General features: G+C 70.6%; 14 protein-coding genes. 7 read left to right on the top strand and 7 right to left on the bottom strand.

The window, feature by feature from the left end:
• The first annotated feature begins 160 nt into the window (after nt 1-160).
• The 3 genes from rpmE to prmC all read left to right on the top strand — a co-directional run bounded on the left by rpmE (nt 161) and on the right by prmC (nt 2,584).
• Nucleotides 161-373, top strand: a complete 213-nt coding sequence (gene rpmE, locus IXW69_RS00380) for a 50S ribosomal protein L31 (protein ID WP_194784416.1) — start codon at nt 161-163, stop codon at nt 371-373.
• 172 nt (nt 374-545) lie between these two features.
• A complete protein-coding gene (gene prfA, locus IXW69_RS00375) occupies nt 546-1,634 on the top strand; it encodes a peptide chain release factor 1 (RefSeq protein ID WP_194784415.1) in 1,089 nt (362 codons plus the stop codon).
• 80 nt (nt 1,635-1,714) lie between these two features.
• Entirely contained in the window at nt 1,715-2,584 is an 870-nt protein-coding gene (prmC, locus tag IXW69_RS00370; protein WP_194784582.1) for a peptide chain release factor N(5)-glutamine methyltransferase, read from the top strand.
• 26 nt (nt 2,585-2,610) lie between these two features.
• On the opposite strand, the gene IXW69_RS00365 is transcribed toward prmC, so the two are convergent.
• Entirely contained in the window at nt 2,611-3,519 is a 909-nt protein-coding gene (locus tag IXW69_RS00365; protein WP_194784414.1) for a fructosamine kinase family protein, read from the bottom strand.
• 71 nt (nt 3,520-3,590) lie between these two features.
• Between IXW69_RS00365 and IXW69_RS00360 the strand changes: the two genes are divergently transcribed.
• Nucleotides 3,591-6,560: a UvrD-helicase domain-containing protein gene (locus IXW69_RS00360; protein ID WP_194784413.1), complete on the top strand. Its 2,970-nt coding sequence runs from the start codon at nt 3,591-3,593 to the stop codon at nt 6,558-6,560.
• A 97-nt stretch (nt 6,561-6,657) separates the two neighbouring features.
• Here IXW69_RS00360 and IXW69_RS00355 read toward each other — a convergent pair whose 3' ends face one another.
• The 6 genes from IXW69_RS00355 to IXW69_RS11405 all read right to left on the bottom strand — a co-directional run bounded on the left by IXW69_RS00355 (nt 6,658) and on the right by IXW69_RS11405 (nt 11,016).
• Nucleotides 6,658-7,407: a nitroreductase family protein gene (locus tag IXW69_RS00355; protein WP_407646497.1), complete on the bottom strand. Its 750-nt coding sequence runs from the start codon at nt 7,405-7,407 to the stop codon at nt 6,658-6,660.
• Nucleotides 7,400-7,867: a hypothetical protein gene (locus IXW69_RS11410; RefSeq protein ID WP_228524390.1), complete on the bottom strand. Its 468-nt coding sequence runs from the start codon at nt 7,865-7,867 to the stop codon at nt 7,400-7,402. The genes IXW69_RS00355 and IXW69_RS11410 overlap by 8 nt, the downstream gene beginning before the upstream one ends.
• A 126-nt stretch (nt 7,868-7,993) precedes the next feature.
• Nucleotides 7,994-8,623: a sugar O-acetyltransferase gene (locus IXW69_RS00350; RefSeq protein WP_228524388.1), complete on the bottom strand. Its 630-nt coding sequence runs from the start codon at nt 8,621-8,623 to the stop codon at nt 7,994-7,996.
• Nucleotides 8,624-8,645: 22 nt separating this feature from the next.
• Entirely contained in the window at nt 8,646-9,320 is a 675-nt protein-coding gene (locus IXW69_RS00345; RefSeq protein WP_194784411.1) for a sugar O-acetyltransferase, read from the bottom strand.
• A 64-nt stretch (nt 9,321-9,384) separates the two neighbouring features.
• The gene (locus IXW69_RS00340; RefSeq protein ID WP_323745085.1) at nt 9,385-10,839 is read right to left on the bottom strand and encodes an MFS transporter; all 1,455 of its coding nucleotides are present in this window, start codon (nt 10,837-10,839) and stop codon (nt 9,385-9,387) included.
• 9 nt (nt 10,840-10,848) lie between these two features.
• A complete protein-coding gene (locus IXW69_RS11405; RefSeq protein WP_228524387.1) occupies nt 10,849-11,016 on the bottom strand; it encodes a hypothetical protein in 168 nt (55 codons plus the stop codon).
• 357 nt (nt 11,017-11,373) lie between these two features.
• On the opposite strand from IXW69_RS11405, the gene IXW69_RS00335 reads away from it, so the two are divergent.
• The 3 genes from IXW69_RS00335 to IXW69_RS00325 all read left to right on the top strand — a co-directional run bounded on the left by IXW69_RS00335 (nt 11,374) and on the right by IXW69_RS00325 (nt 14,716).
• A complete protein-coding gene (locus tag IXW69_RS00335; protein ID WP_194784410.1) occupies nt 11,374-12,678 on the top strand; it encodes an ABC transporter substrate-binding protein in 1,305 nt (434 codons plus the stop codon).
• Nucleotides 12,679-12,785: 107 nt separating this feature from the next.
• Nucleotides 12,786-13,853: a carbohydrate ABC transporter permease gene (locus tag IXW69_RS00330; protein ID WP_194784409.1), complete on the top strand. Its 1,068-nt coding sequence runs from the start codon at nt 12,786-12,788 to the stop codon at nt 13,851-13,853.
• Nucleotides 13,850-14,716, top strand: coding sequence for a carbohydrate ABC transporter permease (locus tag IXW69_RS00325; RefSeq protein ID WP_194784408.1), 867 nt, complete (start codon nt 13,850-13,852; stop codon nt 14,714-14,716). The genes IXW69_RS00330 and IXW69_RS00325 overlap by 4 nt, the downstream gene beginning before the upstream one ends.
• Nucleotides 14,717-14,839: the final 123 nt, after the last annotated feature.

Raw genomic sequence — 14,839 nt, 5'->3', positions numbered from 1 at the left:
GGGACGGGCTCCGGCCCTGTGCCGGTGCCCGGGATCACGCTGGGCGCCACGCTCGCGGCGTTGTCGGTGCGGTTCCGCGCCGGTAGGATCGCGCCTTGGTATCCGGTTCACCTGCGTCGACCACGTGGGACCCGGGACCCTCTGAATGCTAGGAGACACCATGAAGCAGGGGATCCACCCCGACTACGTGCCCACCACGGTCACGTGCACCTGCGGCAACACCTTCGAGACTCGCTCGACCGAGACCTCCGGTGAGATCCGCGTTGACGTCTGCTCGGCCTGCCACCCGTTCTACACGGGCAAGCAGAAGATCCTCGACACCGGTGGCCGCGTGGCCCGCTTCGAGGCTCGCTACGGCAAGCGCAACAAGTAAGCAGCCTGCCCGACGCCGACGGATGACTCCTCAGGGAGCCGCCGTCGGCGTCGTCGCGTCTCCGGACGCCACCTCAACCGAGCTCGGCGGGCCACCGCGCTGAGCCCGGTCGACGTGGGCACCGAACCCGGCCCCGCCACCCCACGCACCCACGAGACCCGAGGACACGCCCATGAGCGAGGACTTCTCCGCCGCCGAGCCGCTGCTCGACGAGTACGCCGGCATCGAGCGCGAGATGGCCGACCCCGCCGTCGCCTCCGACCCAGGCGCCATGCGCCGCCTCGGGCGCCGCTACGCCGATCTCGGACGCGTCGTCGCCGCCCACCGCGCGTGGTCCGCCGCCTCCGCGGACCTCAGCGACGCCCGTGAGCTCGCCGTCGACGACCCGGACTTCGCTGGAGAGCTGCCCGACCTCGAGGCCGCCGAGGCCGCCGCCGCCGACCGGCTCCGCGAGGTCCTCATCCCGCGCGACCCCGACGACGGCCGTGACGTCATCATCGAGGTCAAGGCCGGTGAGGGCGGCGAGGAGTCAGCCCTCTTCGCCTCCGACCTCGCCCGCATGTACACGCGCTACGCCGAGCGGCAGGGCTGGGCCGTCGAGGTCCTGGACCACACCGACTCCGAGCTCGGCGGCTACAAGGACGTCCGCCTCGCCATCAAGGCCAAGGGCTCCGTCGAGCCCCAGGACGGCGTCTGGGCGCACCTCAAGTACGAGGGAGGCGTCCACCGCGTCCAGCGCGTCCCCGTCACCGAGTCCGCCGGCCGCATCCACACCTCCGCCGCTGGCGTCCTCGTCATGCCCGAGGCCGACGACGCCGGCGAGCTCGAGATCGACCAGAACGACCTGCGCATCGACGTCTTCCGCTCCTCCGGCCCCGGCGGCCAGAGCGTCAACACGACCGACTCCGCTGTCCGCATCACCCACCTGCCCACCGGCATCGTCGTCTCGATGCAGAACGAGAAGTCCCAGCTCCAGAACAAGGAGGCCGGCATGCGCGTGCTGCGCGCCCGCCTCCTCGCCGAGCGCGCCGCCGCGGCCGCCGCCGAGGCCGCCGAGGCACGGCGCTCCCAGGTGCGCACCGTCGACCGCTCCGAGCGCATCCGCACCTACAACTTCCCCGAGAACCGCATCGCAGACCACCGCACCGGCTTCAAGGCGTACAACCTCGACGCCGTCCTCGACGGTGGCCTCGGCCCCGTGATCGACTCCGCGATCGCGATGGACGAGGCCGAGCGGCTCGCTGCCGTGGGGGAGCAGTGACGGATCGTCATCCGGACGGACGGGTCGGGGACCCGCTTCTCGACTGGTCGCAGGCTCCTTTACGTCTTCGGGGCGATGCCCTGAACGAGCCTCTGGACCGTTACGGGCTTCGTCGGCTCGTCAGGGAGGCCGCGAGGAGACTTGCGGAGGCGGGCGTCGCGTCGCCGGAGGTGGACGCGCGGCTGCTGGCGGAGCACGTGATCGGTCGCTCGCTCGTCATGGCGGACGGTGCGAGCGCTGAGCAGGTCGAGCGGTATCTCGGTCTTGTCGAGCGGCGGGCTGCTCACGAGCCTCTGCAGCTCCTCACCGGGACCATGTGGTTCCGCGGGCTCGAGCTCCTCGTCCGACCGGGGGTCTTCATCGTGAGGCCCGAGACCGAGGTCGTCGCGCAGACGGCCATCGACGCCGCACGGGAGGCGGTCGTGGCCGGGACCGTGGAGCCCGTCGTCGTCGACCTGTGCACCGGATCCGGGGCCATCGCCGCCGCGCTCGCGGTCGAGGTCCCCGCGGCACGTGTCACCGCCGTCGAGCTCGACGACGCTCCCGCCGCCCTGGCCGCGGAGAACCTCGAGCGCCTCGCGCCGGGACGGGTGCGCCTGGTCCAGGCCGATGCCACCGCGCCGGAGACTCTTGCTGATCTCGACGGCGCGGTCGACGTCGTCGTCTCGAACCCTCCGTACGTGCCCGTCGGGGCCGTCGAGGACGACGAGACGGAGCGATTCGATCCCGACCTCGCCCTGTACGGCGGGGGAGCGGAGGGCCTCGCGGTCCCGACGGCGGTCATCGCCCGTGCCTCCGACCTCCTGCAAACCGGCGGCGTCCTCGTCATGGAGCACGACGCCGGCCAGGGGGCCGCGCTGCGCGAGGCAGCGCGGTCGGCCGGCTTCGTGGAGGCCTCCACCGGGCAGGACCTCACCGGCCGCGACCGCTACCTCCGGGCCGTGAGCTGACCGACCGCCTCGGGATCAGCCGCGTCTCAGGCGTACTGCCGGGCGACCGAGGCCGCCTCCGGGCCGTAGCCGCCGCCGAAGAGGTAGACGTGGAGCATGAGGATGTGCAGCTGGTGCAGTCCGATGCGCTCGCGCCAGCCGTCGGCCAGCGGGGAGACCTCGTTGTAGCCCGCGTAGACGCGCTCGAGGTGACGCTGCCCGAAGAGGCCCAGAGCCCCGAGATCCGTCTCCGCGTGAGCTCCGTGAGCCATCGGGTCGATGAGGACGCCGACGACGTCGCCGGGATCGCGGTCGTCCGGGCCGCGGCCGGCCGCCCTCGGCGCCCAGGACGCCGTGTCCTCCGTCGGTACCCAGAGCACGTTGCCGCACCAGAGGTCGCCGTGCGTGCGGGCGACGGCGACGGGCCGACCCGCCTCAGCGGCCGCCTCCTCGACGAGTCGCGGCTGGGGCGAGTCGAGCTCGCCGTCGCGCAAGCGCTCGCACACGTGCTCGATGACGGCCGCGTCGTGCGGGCTGAGGGCGCCGGAGTCGCGGCCTGGGCGGACGTAGGGCTCGATGCGGTCCTCGGCGTAGAAGACGCCCCACGGGCGCGGCGCCGCCGCATCGTCCTCGGATGAGGCGTCCCGCAGGCGGATGTTCGACCGCCCCATCCGCGTGCGGCCGTCCCAACCGGGCGGGGCCGCGCCGAAGACTGGTGCTCCCGCGGCGTGCGTGACGGCGAGCGCCCGTCCGAAGGCCTCGGCGGCCGCAGCTGTGACCGAGGTCGAGCGGAGCCGCGGCTCCTCGATCCAGCCGTCGCCGACGGTCACCGGCACGACGTGCGCGCCGCCGTCCGTGCTCGCCTCGGCCAGCCACTGAAGGCCCTGGGCCTCGACCCGCGTGGCACCGGGGAAGTCATCGGTCTTGCGGAACGTTGATCGCTCGTGAGCCGTCATGCTCCAAGCATGCCCGGGCGCGGTGCCGTCAGCGCAGCGCGTCGGCGCCCTGGCCTAGTCTTGGGCGCAGTATGAACGCGATGAACTCCCTCTTCGGCGCCCTGCCCATGCCCGGCCAGAACGGGACGTCCACGCCGCCGCCCGAGGCGGCGCTCCCAGCCCTCGCCTCCGCGGACGACGACGCCTGGGCGGAGTCCCTCGCGGGCCTCGAGGCACCGGACGAGCCGGACTACGACGACGCCGCCTCCGCCGCCCCCTCGCAGGAGGACCTCGTCGCCGCCCAGCCCTCCTGGGAGGACCGCCAGGACGAGACGGCGTCCCTCGTCGCGCGCGCCCAGGCGAACGCGGCCGCGGCACGCGCCCGAGCCACCGGCGAGGACGCCCCGTTCACCGGCGCCCGCCCCCGTTCCACGGGCGGCCTGGGCGGCGCCGGGGCCCCAGCCTTCGGCGTCACCGTCGCTGACCCGGACGCCCTCACGAAGGGCCTCAACCCCGCCCAGCACGACGCCGTCGTCCACGCCGGCTCGCCGCTGCTCATCATCGCCGGCGCCGGCTCGGGCAAGACCCGGGTCCTCACCCACCGCATCGCCTACCTCCTCGCCACCGGCCGCGCCCGCCCCGGCGAGATCCTTGCCATCACCTTCACCAACAAGGCGGCCGCGGAGATGCGTGAGCGCGTCACGGCGCTGGTCGGCCCCGCCGGCGAGCGCATGTGGGTCTCCACCTTCCACTCGGCCTGCGTGCGGATCCTGCGCCGTGAGCACGACGCCGCCGGCCTGCGCTCCACCTTCTCGATCTACGACTCCGCCGACTCCCAGCGGCTCATCACGATGATCGTCAAGGAGCTCGGTATCGACTCCAAGCGCTTCACGCCCAAGACCTTCGCGAACCGCATCTCCGACCTCAAGAACGAGCTCGTCACCCCCGCCCAGTACGCGGAGCGCGCCGTCACCTCGAACCCGCTCGAGCGCTACCTCGTCGACGTCTACAAGGCCTACCAGGCCCGCCTCGTGGCCGCGAACGCACTCGACTTCGACGACCTCATCATGCGCACGGTCCAGCTCCTCCAGACCAAGCCGGCCGTCGCCGAGACGTACCGCCGCCGCTTCCGCCACATCCTCGTCGACGAGTACCAGGACACGAACCACGCCCAGTACGTCCTCGTCCGCGAGCTCACCGGCGGGCCCGGCACCTCCGGTGCCGGCAGCGCCCTGCCTCCCGCCGAGCTCACTGTCGTCGGAGACTCCGACCAGTCGATCTACGCCTTCCGCGGCGCCACCATCCGCAACATCGAGGAGTTCGAGGAGGACTACCCCTCGGCCCGCACCATCCTGCTCGAGCAGAACTACCGCTCCACCCAGAACATCCTCGACGCCGCCAACGCCGTCATCTCCCGCAACGAGGGGCGCCGCAAGAAGAACCTCTTCACCGAGTCCGGCTCCGGGGCGCCCATCACCGGCTACGTCGCCGACTCCGAGCACGACGAGGCCCGCTGGATCAGCCAGGAGATCGACCGCCTCCACGACGTCTCCGGCGTCAAGCCGCGTGACGTCGCCATCTTCTACCGCACCAACGCGCAGTCCCGCGCGCTCGAGGAGGCCTTCGTCCGCTCGGGCCAGCCCTACAAGGTGGTCGGCGGGACCCGCTTCTACGAGCGCCGCGAGATCAAGGACGCCATCGCCTACCTGCGTGCCGTCGACAACCCCGACGACGACGTCAACCTCCGCCGCATCCTCAACGTCCCCAAGCGCGGACTCGGGGACAAGGCCGAGGCCGTCCTCGCCGAGCACGCCGCCCGCCACGGCGTCTCCTTCGGCACCGCCATCGCCGACGCCGCCGGCGCCCTGCGCCCCAACGAGGAGGGGGACACGGCCGGCGACCTCGACGCCCCGGGCACCGAGCCCCCGGCCGTCGAGGGCCTCGCCACCCGCGCCCGCACCCAGGTCACCAAGTTCCACGAGCTCCTCACGGGCCTGCGCCACCAGCTCGCCGACGGCGACGGCGTCGCCGACGTCCTCGACTCCGCGCTCGACGCCTCCGGCTACCTCGCCGAGCTGCGCGCCAGCGACGACCCGCAGGACGCCACCCGCGTCGAGAACCTCGCCGAGCTGCACTCGGTGGCCACCGACTTCCAGGCCGCCAACCCCGACGGCACCCTCGCGGACTTCCTCGAGCGCGTCAGCCTCGTCGCCGACGCGGACCAGCTCCCGCCCTCCGACGACGTCGCCGCTGCCCAGACCGACGACGGGCAGGTCACCCTCATGACGGTCCACACCGCCAAGGGCCTGGAGTTCCCGGTCGTCTTCGTCACCGGCATGGAGGACGGCACCTTCCCGCACTCCCGATCGCTCGCCGACGAGACCGAGCTCGCCGAGGAACGTCGCCTCGCCTACGTGGCCCTCACTCGCGCGCGCGAGCGCCTCTACGTCACCCGGGCGGCCGTGCGCTCCGCCTGGGGCGCCGCCAACGCCATGCCCGCCTCCCGCTTCCTCGACGACATCCCTGCCGAGACGATGGAGTGGAAGCGGCTGGCCTCCTCGATGGACGCCCTGCGCGGGGGCGGCACCGGATGGGGGAGCAGCTGGGGCGAGGGCGGCTTCGGGTCGGGCCGTCGCTCGGGCTACGGCGCCGGCTCGCGAGGCGGCTCCGGCTACTCCGAGGACGACGACTTCGCGCCCGCGATCGGCTCCGGCAAGCGTACGGGCAAGCTGGGTCGCGTCGAGACGCCGAAGGACCGCGCGGAGGCCCGACGATCCAAGCGCCTCTCCGAGCGCTCCGCCCCCACGAGGCTCGACGGCTCCACGGGCTCCTCGAGTACTGGCGCCGGCGCCGGCTCCGCAGTGGACTCTGAGGCCCTGCCCGAGGCCGTGCGTGGCCTCAAGGTCGGCGACCAGGTCCGACACGACTCCTACGGCACCGGCGACGTCGTCGCCATCGAGGGCTCCGGGCGCTCCACCGTCGCCCGGGTCGAGTTCACCATCGACGGCGCCCGGACAGTGAAGCGCCTCATGCTGCGCCTCGCCCCCGTCGCGAAGATCTGAGCCCGTTCCTGGTTGAGCGCGAACGACGGCGGGGCACCCCTCCGAGGGGCGCACCGCCGTCGTGTCGCTCGGGATGACTCTGGCCTCCGCGGGTACGTCAGCCCTCGCGCGGCGGGACGAGCCCGATCGGATCGTGCTCGGCACGGAAGGCGTTGATCGGCTCGTCCGCCTCGTAGCCCAGTGCGAAGCCGGTGATGAGCTTGTACTCCTCCGGGACCTCGAACTCGGCGTCGATGGGACGCCGCCAGGCGGCGAGCATCCCGATGGGGCAGGTCGCCAGGCCGTGGGCCGTCGCAGAGAGGAACAGCGTCTGAAGCATGAGGCCCGCGTCCATTGCGGCGAAGGGCATGATCCCGGAGTGGACGAGGACGAAGCCGATGACGGGCGCGCCGAAGGCCTCGCCGTTGCGGCGGTTGTAGGCGTCGCGCGCCGCCTTGTCCCCGCGGGGGATCCCGATGTGCGTGTAGAGCGCCTTGCCCAGGCGCACGCTCCGCATCCGCAGGTCCGCCGGGTAGGGGGCCCAGACCTTGTAGTCGCCGTCGGGCATCGAGCCCGTGAGCGCCAGCTTCGCCATGGCGGCCTTGTCCCCGCGCTGCGCGGCGGCGGAGCGGTCGAATTCCGCGGCGTAGGCGGCGCGGATCCGCTCGGCGCGCTCGCCGGTCGCGATCGCCAGCATGTACGGCCGGGTGTTGGACCAGCTCGGCGCCTGGGCGGCGTCGTCGAGGACCTCCGTCAGGAGATCCTCGGGGACGGGGTCCGTGCGGAAGGCCCGCACGGCGCGGCGCCGGTGGAGGACCGCGTCGAAGTCCGGTCTGAGGTCCTCGACGGAGGAGTGGGCGTCAGTCACGGGGGCTCTCCTGGTCGGGGTCAGGATCGGCGCCGACGTCCTCGAGCCTGCGCACCTGGGAGGGGACGACGACGTCGGGCGTGATGGCGGCGGCGAAGACCTCGGCCTGGAGCTCGTGCGCCCGTGAGGAGAGCTCGCGCAGCTGCTTGCGCCGTGAGCGCGCCACCTCAGCCAGCGGCAGGCCGGAGCGCAAGGCCCGCAGACGGCGCCACCACGCGGCGGTGGACACGGCACGCTCCGGGTCCTCGTCGAGGCGGCCCAGTGCGTCCGCGATGGCGTCGAGCTCATCGGCGATCCGCTCGGAGGCAGACAGGCGCGCGGGGACGGTGACCTTGCCAGCGGCGTCCTTGAGCGCGGACACGGCCCGGTCGCGCTGCTCCGCAGGGACGGCGTCGACCGCCGCCGCGATGACGGAGACGGCTGCCGCCGCTCCCTTGGCGTTGATCCTCGGGCGTGCCACGGGTCTCCTCCTGCTCGGGGCGGGCCAGGTCCCGACGGGGGCCGGTCCTGGACGACGTGGCGATCCTAACGGCGCCGGGACGCCTCGGCTCGCCCGCGACCGGGCTCGACCGCGCCGCCCGCGCCCTCAACGGCGCAGGCGGAAGGCCGAGTCGTCGATCTCTCGCAGCACGCGCGCGGGCTGACCGACGGCGATCACCCCGGCGGGGACGTCGCGCGTGACGACGCTTCCCGCTCCGATCACGGAGTCGTCGCCGATGGTGACGCCGGGGTAGACGATGACGCCGCCGCCGAGCCACACGTTGTCCCCGATGGTGATCGGGTCGGCGCTCTCGAGGCCCGTCTCGCGCGGGCCTGGCTCGACGGGGTGGACGGGCGTGAGCAGCTGGACGTTGGGGCCGATCTGGCAGTGGACCCCGATCCGGATCGGGGCGACGTCGAGAGCGGTGAGCCCGTAGTTGATGAAGGTGCTCTCGCCGATGGAGATGTTGCGGCCGTAGTCGACGCTGAGCGGGGGCTTGAGGCGCACGCCGTCGCCGAGGGAGCCGATGAGCTCGCGCAGGTGGTGCTGGGCCGCGACCTGGTCACGGGCCCACTCCTGCCAGTACAGGAGGCACAGCTCGTCGGCGCGCGCCGAGATCGCCCGCGAGTCCGGGTCCCCGGAGGTGTACCAGTCGCCGGCGAGCATGCGCTCGCGGTCGGTGCGCTCGTCGTCGCCGATCCAGTTGGCGGGGTCGGAGCGCCTTCTCGTCGTCATCGTCGGGCCTGCGTACCGGATCTCAGTGACGGGGGCCGAAGTCGTCGTCGCGCAGCTCGCGCAGCACGCGGGCCGGGGAACCGACCGCGAGGACGCCGGAGGGCAGGTCCTTCGTCACGACGCTGCCGGCCCCGACAACCGTGTTCGCCCCGATGGTGACACCTGGGCAGACGATGACGCCGCCGCCGAGCCAGACGTTGTCCCCGATGGTGATGGGGTCGGCGGACTCGATGCCCGCGGCGCGCGGGCTCGCCTCGAGCGGGTGGATGGGAGTGAGGATCTGGACGCCCGGGCCGATCTGGCAGTGCGCACCGATGCTGATCGGGGCCACGTCGAGCGCGACGAGCCCGTAGTTGGCGAAGGTGCCCTCGCCGACGGTGATGTTCGTGCCGTAGTCGACGCGCACCGGAGGCAGGAGGACGGAGGTCTCGTGGAGCCCCGGGATCGCGGAGCGCAGGTGAGCCATCGCGGCTTCCTGGCCCTCCTCGGCGAAGGCCACCTCGTAGCGGTGGAGCTCGCGGCGCGCGTGCGCGGCGATCGCACCGTTCTCGGGATCGTCGGCGACGTACCAGTCGCCGGCGAGCATGCGCTCGCGGTTGGAGCGGGTGTCGCCCCAGGCCTCGAAGTACGGCTGCGCCGCCGCGAAGGGGACGTCCTCGTGGGCCGACACCGGATCGGTGGACTGGTTCTCGCTCATGCCTGGAGGCTACCGGCGGCTCGATCCCGTCGTCGACGACTCCGCGAGCACGCGCTGGACCCTCTCAGTTGCTTCCCGGGACGTCGGCGAGCTTGCCGTCGTCACCGGTCTCCTCGGCCAGCTGCTCCAGCCCCGTGCGCGTCGAGAGCGGCAGCGGGCGGAAGAGCAGAACGAAGATCGCGGCGAGGACGCACACGGGAGCGAGTCCCAGCAGGACCGGCGCGAGGGCGTGCTGGTAGGCCTCGACGACGGAGGCCGCCGTCGACGCGTCCAGACGGCTGACGCTCTCCGGCGAGATGGAGGAGGCGGCGTCAGCGCTCATCCCGACGTCGAGCAGCGAGGCCGGCAGTCGCGAGGTGAACAGGACGCCGACGAGGGGGTTGCCCACGGAGACCCCGATCTCGCGGAAGAAGTTGTTCGCGCTCGTGCCCGTGCCGAGCTTCGAGGCGGGCAGGGCGTTCTGGATGACGAGGACGCTCAGCTGGAGGAACATCCCGACGCCGAGCTCGAGCACGAACACCCCGACGCCGAACCACCACACGTTCGCGCTCGCCGGGATGAGCCCGAGGACGATGAGTCCCACGGCCGTGAGGAGGGAGCCGAGGACGGGGTAGATCCGGTACCGGCCGGTGCGCGTCACGAGCCACCCTGAGATGAGCGAGCCGAGGAGCATCGCGACGGCGCCGGGCACCAGGACGAGTCCCGAGGTCGCAGCGGACACGCCATGGACCATCTGCACATAGGTCGGGAGGTAGACGTTGACCCCGAGCATGCAGGCGCATAGGAGCACCGCGACGATCGTGGCGATGACGAAGGTGCGGTTCGTCAGGACGTCCAGCGGCATGATCGGCTCCTCCGCCCGCCGCTCCACCGGGATCGCGAGGGCCCAGGCGAGGACCGTGAGGGCGATGAGGCCGAGCATGACGGGGCTGGTCCACGCGTAGGCGCCGCCTCCCCACGTCGCGATGAGGACGATGCCGGTGGCGCCGATGCTCGTGAGCGACAGGCCCGCCCAGTCGACGCTCACGCGACCCCGCCGCCGCGGCATCTGGAGGGCGAGCGCGACCGCGACCCACGCGATGACGCCGAAGGGCAGGAAGAACCAGAACATCCAGCGCCAGCCCCGCGCGTCGTTGAGACCGCCGCCCAGAAGCGGGCCGAGCACCGAGGCGATGCCGAAGATCGCGCCCATCGGCGCCATGTACGTTCCGCGCACGTGGGACGGGATGAGGTCACCGGTGATGGCCTGGGAGGAGATCATGAGACCGCCGCCGCCGAGCCCCTGCAGGAAGCGGAAAACCGTGAACTCGAGCATCCCGGTCGAGATGCCGCACAGGGCGGAGCCTCCCACGAACAGGGCGATGGCCGTGAGGTAGAGCGGCTTGCGGCCCACGAGGTCCCCGAGCTTGCCGGTCACCGGCATCGCCAGCGTCTGCCCTAGCGTGTAGGCGGTGATGGCCCAGGCCATGTGGGCGACGCCGCCGAGCTCGCCGATGACGGTTGGCAGCGCCGTCGTCACGGCGGTCTGTTACATGGCCGAGAGGAACTGCACCATCATGAGGCACAGGTAGACCACCCAGAAGCGGCGGTCGGGGTGGAAGGCCATGCCCTCGACGCCTCCGGCGACGCGAGGCTCGGCCCTCGCGGCGTCCTGAGCCGCGGCATCGTGCTCGCGGTGCTCACTCAGCTGTGGCATGGTGCGCGGCTCCTCGCGTGATGACTCAGTGGGCGGCGGACCGACCACCGGGCGACGGGCGCAGGCCGCTGTTGGAGAGGTGGAAGGCGCCGCGAACAACGACCTGGTCGCTGACTGCGCGGTCCCCGGCCGTGCGTGGAGCGGTGCCCGATCACCAGGTTAGTGCGCTGGCGAGGCGTGCGGAATCGGCGAAATTACCACGCGCGGATGGTTACGAAACGATTACGTCATGACTTAGGTCTCAAGTGTCGTGCGCCCTCGGGCATAGTGTCTGGCGCGCTGGTCGTCGACGCGCGTCGACAGGGATCCCATCCCACCCGTCGCGACCGCTGAGTGCTGTTTCAAGGAGGAAACATAATGGCATCCCTTCCCCGTCGGCAGTTCATCGGCGGCTCCGCGGCGATCGCGGCCCTCGCTGCGGTCGCCGCTTGCTCGAACAAGTCAGGTTCGTCCTCGTCCGGCGCCACCGCCGTGTCGTCTGCCAGCTTCGAGGGCACGGGCCCGATCACGTGGGTCCAGGGCAAGGACAACTCGGGCGGCATGGTCCAGAAGCGTCTGGACGAGTGGAACAAGCTCTACCCGGACGAGAAGGTCACGCTCATCGAGCTCTCCGCCGAGGCGGACCAGCAGCGTGAGTCCTTCGTCAACAACGCCCAGACCAAGTCCGACGCCTACGACGTCATCAGTGTCGACAACGTGTGGGTCAGCGAGTTCGCCGCGAACCAGTGGATCCTCCAGCTTCCCGAGTCCGAGCTGGTCAACGACGACGTCATCGAGGCCGTCCTCAACACCGGCAAGTACATGAACAAGCTCTACGCGATGCCCTTCGCGACGGACTCCCCGATCATGTTCTACCGCAAGGACCTGCTCTCCCAGGCCGGCGTCGACGTCCCCACCACCTGGGACGAGGTCAAGTCCGCGATCGACGCCGTGCGCAAGCTCTCCGGCCACGAGAGCATTGGAGGCTTCGGAGGTCAGTTCGCCAAGTACGAAGGCCTGACCTGCTGCGCGAGTGAGTTCATCAACACCGCTGGCGCCTCCTTCTACGACGACAAGAACAACGTCACGATCAACTCCCCGGAGGCGATCGCAGGGCTGCAGAACCTCGTCGACGGCTTCAAGGACGGTTACATCCCGAAGGAGGCCCTCGAGTGGAAGGAGGAGGACGGCCGCAACGCCTTCGAGGCCGGCAACCTGCTCTTCTACCGCCAGTGGCCCTACGAGTACGCCAATGACCTTGACAAGCTCGGGTTGGACAAATTCGACGTCGCTGCCCTCCCCGCGATCGACGGCAAGACCTTCGTGCCCACGCTGGGTGGTCACAACTGCGGTATCTCCGCCTTCTCGAAGAACAAGGCCACGGCGCTCAAGTTCGTCAAGTGGTTCACGAACGCGGAGTCCGAGAAGTACGCGCTGGACACCCAGACTCTCGCCCCGATCCTCTCCTCGCTCTACGAGGACAAGGACATGCTCGCGAAGTTCCCGTACCTGCCGACTCTGAAGAAGTCGCTCGACTCCGCAAAGGGTCGTCCGAAGGCCGTCAACTACGGAGACGTGACCGCTGCGATCCAGGACGCGATCTACCCTGCCATCCAGCAGACGACGGAGCCGAAGGCCGCCATCGAGGGCCTCGAGAAGGCGCTCAAGGCGCTGGCCTCCTGAGCCGGGCCGCCGATGCGGGGCCCGTCCTGCGACGGGCCCCGCACCGGCGCCCCGCACCGGTGCGCGACGGAGCGCACGTCCCCACAGCCGTCCGAAGGACCCCTCACATGACCACCCGTGGCAGTAGGGCGAGCACGAGCAAGGACATCAGCAGGAACCGTTCCAAGGCGAGCAGGGCGCAGTCCCGCCTCGCCTGGATCCTGCTGACGCCGACCGTCCTCGTCCTGACGATCGTCATCATCGTCCCCGTCTTCCAGTCCCTCCACCAGTCGCTCTACGGCAAGGCCGGCCTTGACCCGACCACCGGCTTCGTCTCCGACACCGAGCCCTTCGTCGGCCTCCAGAACTACGCGAACATCTTCAACGGGGCGGGTGACCGCTTCTGGAACGCCTTCTGGAACACGACCCTCTTCGGTGTCGTGACCGTCGTCCTCGAGACGGTCCTGGGCGTCGCGATGGCCCTCATCATGCACAAGGCCATGCGGGGCCGCGGAGTCGTCCGCGCCGCCATCCTCGTTCCCTGGGCCATCCCGACCGCAGTCTCCGGCATCCTGTGGGGCTGGATCTTCAACCAGAATGGCGTCGCCAACGCGATCCTCGGCCAGCACATCATGTGGGCGTCCGGTAACGCGAGCGCCAAGATGGCCATCATCATCGCCGACGTCTGGAAGACCGCCCCGTACATCGGCCTGCTCACCCTGGCTGGGCTCCAGGTCATCCCCGACGAGGTCTACGAGGCCGCCAAGATCGACGGCGCCAACGCGTGGCGACGGTTCACCCGGATCACGCTGCCGCTGGCGAAGCCCGCCCTCGTGGTCGCCATCCTCTTCCGCACCCTCGACGCCCTGCGCATGTTCGACCTGCCCTACATCCTCGTCGGCCCGCGCAAGTCCTCCGTCGAGACCATCTCCATGCTGGTCCAGGACGAGGCGTCCAACCTGCGCTACGGCTCTGCCGCCGCCTACGCCCTCATCCTCTTCCTCTACGTCTTCATCTTCGCCTACGCCTTCGTCAAGGTCACCGGCGCGGATCTCGGCGCCTCGACTGAGAAGAAGCGCAAGACGAAGGGCGACAACCACAAGCTGCCCGCCTCGGCGTTCCTGCCCCGGCGTGGCACCGAGGGGCAGCCCGCCGTCGTCGACGCCGCTGACGCCACTGAGAGGAGCAGGGCATGAGCACCGCCACTGTCCCCGCCGCCCGACGCACCAAGCGGACCTCATGGGGGAGCGTCCTGTCGACCTTCGGCATCCTCCTCATCGTCATCTACTGCTTGGCGCCCTTCTACTGGATGATCGTCTCCTCCCTGCGCCCGGACACCGAGATCTTCGACAACAGCTGGTGGCCCAAGCACCCCTCGCTGGAGAACTACCAGGCGGTCTTCTCCTCGACGAACAACTTCACGCAGGGCCTCATCAACTCGCTCATCGTCTCCGTCATCGTCACCGTCGTGGCGCTGGCGATCGCGACCTTCGCCTCCTACGCGCTGGCACGCCTCGACTTCCGTGGCAAGGGCTTCCTACTCGTCATCGTCCTCGCGACGTCGATGTTCCCGCTCGTCGCGATCATCGTGCCGCTCCTCAAGAACTTCTCGGCCTGGGGCTGGATCAACACATACCAGGCCATGGTCATCCCAGACCTGTCGTTCTCACTGCCGCTGGCCGTGTGGAACCTGACGAGCTTCTTCCGGCAGATGCCCCAGGAGCTCGAGCAGTCCGCGATGGTCGACGGATGCACCCCGGGGCAGGCCTTCCGCAAGGTCATCCTCCCGCTGGCCGCACCCGGCATCTTCACGACAGCGATCATCATCTTCATCGGTGCCTGGAACGAGTTCCTCGTGGCCGTCACGATGATCAACGACCCGACGATGCAGCCCGCGACTGTCCTTCTGTCGAAGTTCACGGGCGCCTCGCAGTTCAACACGCCCTTCGGCTCGCAGATGGCAGCCGGTGTCATCATGACCCTCCCGCTCGTCGTCATGGTGCTGCTCTTCCAGCGCCGTATCGTCGCCGGCCTCGCAGCCGGAGGCGTCAAGCAGTGAGCCGCTGACCAGCACGCATCAGCACCGAAGCGGTGGGGTGGGACCTCCCAGGTAGCACCCCACCGCTTCGTCGAACCCGCTCGACGTCGAGCACCTCAGCACGTCGTCAGACGCTGGGGCTCG

Origin of the sequence: Actinomyces haliotis (assembly GCF_015355765.1) — a bacterium.
GTDB classification, from domain to species: domain Bacteria; phylum Actinomycetota; class Actinomycetes; order Actinomycetales; family Actinomycetaceae; genus Actinomyces; species Actinomyces haliotis.
The sequence above is the reverse complement of the archived record's forward strand: the minus strand, read 5'-3'. Positions and strand labels throughout refer to the sequence as shown.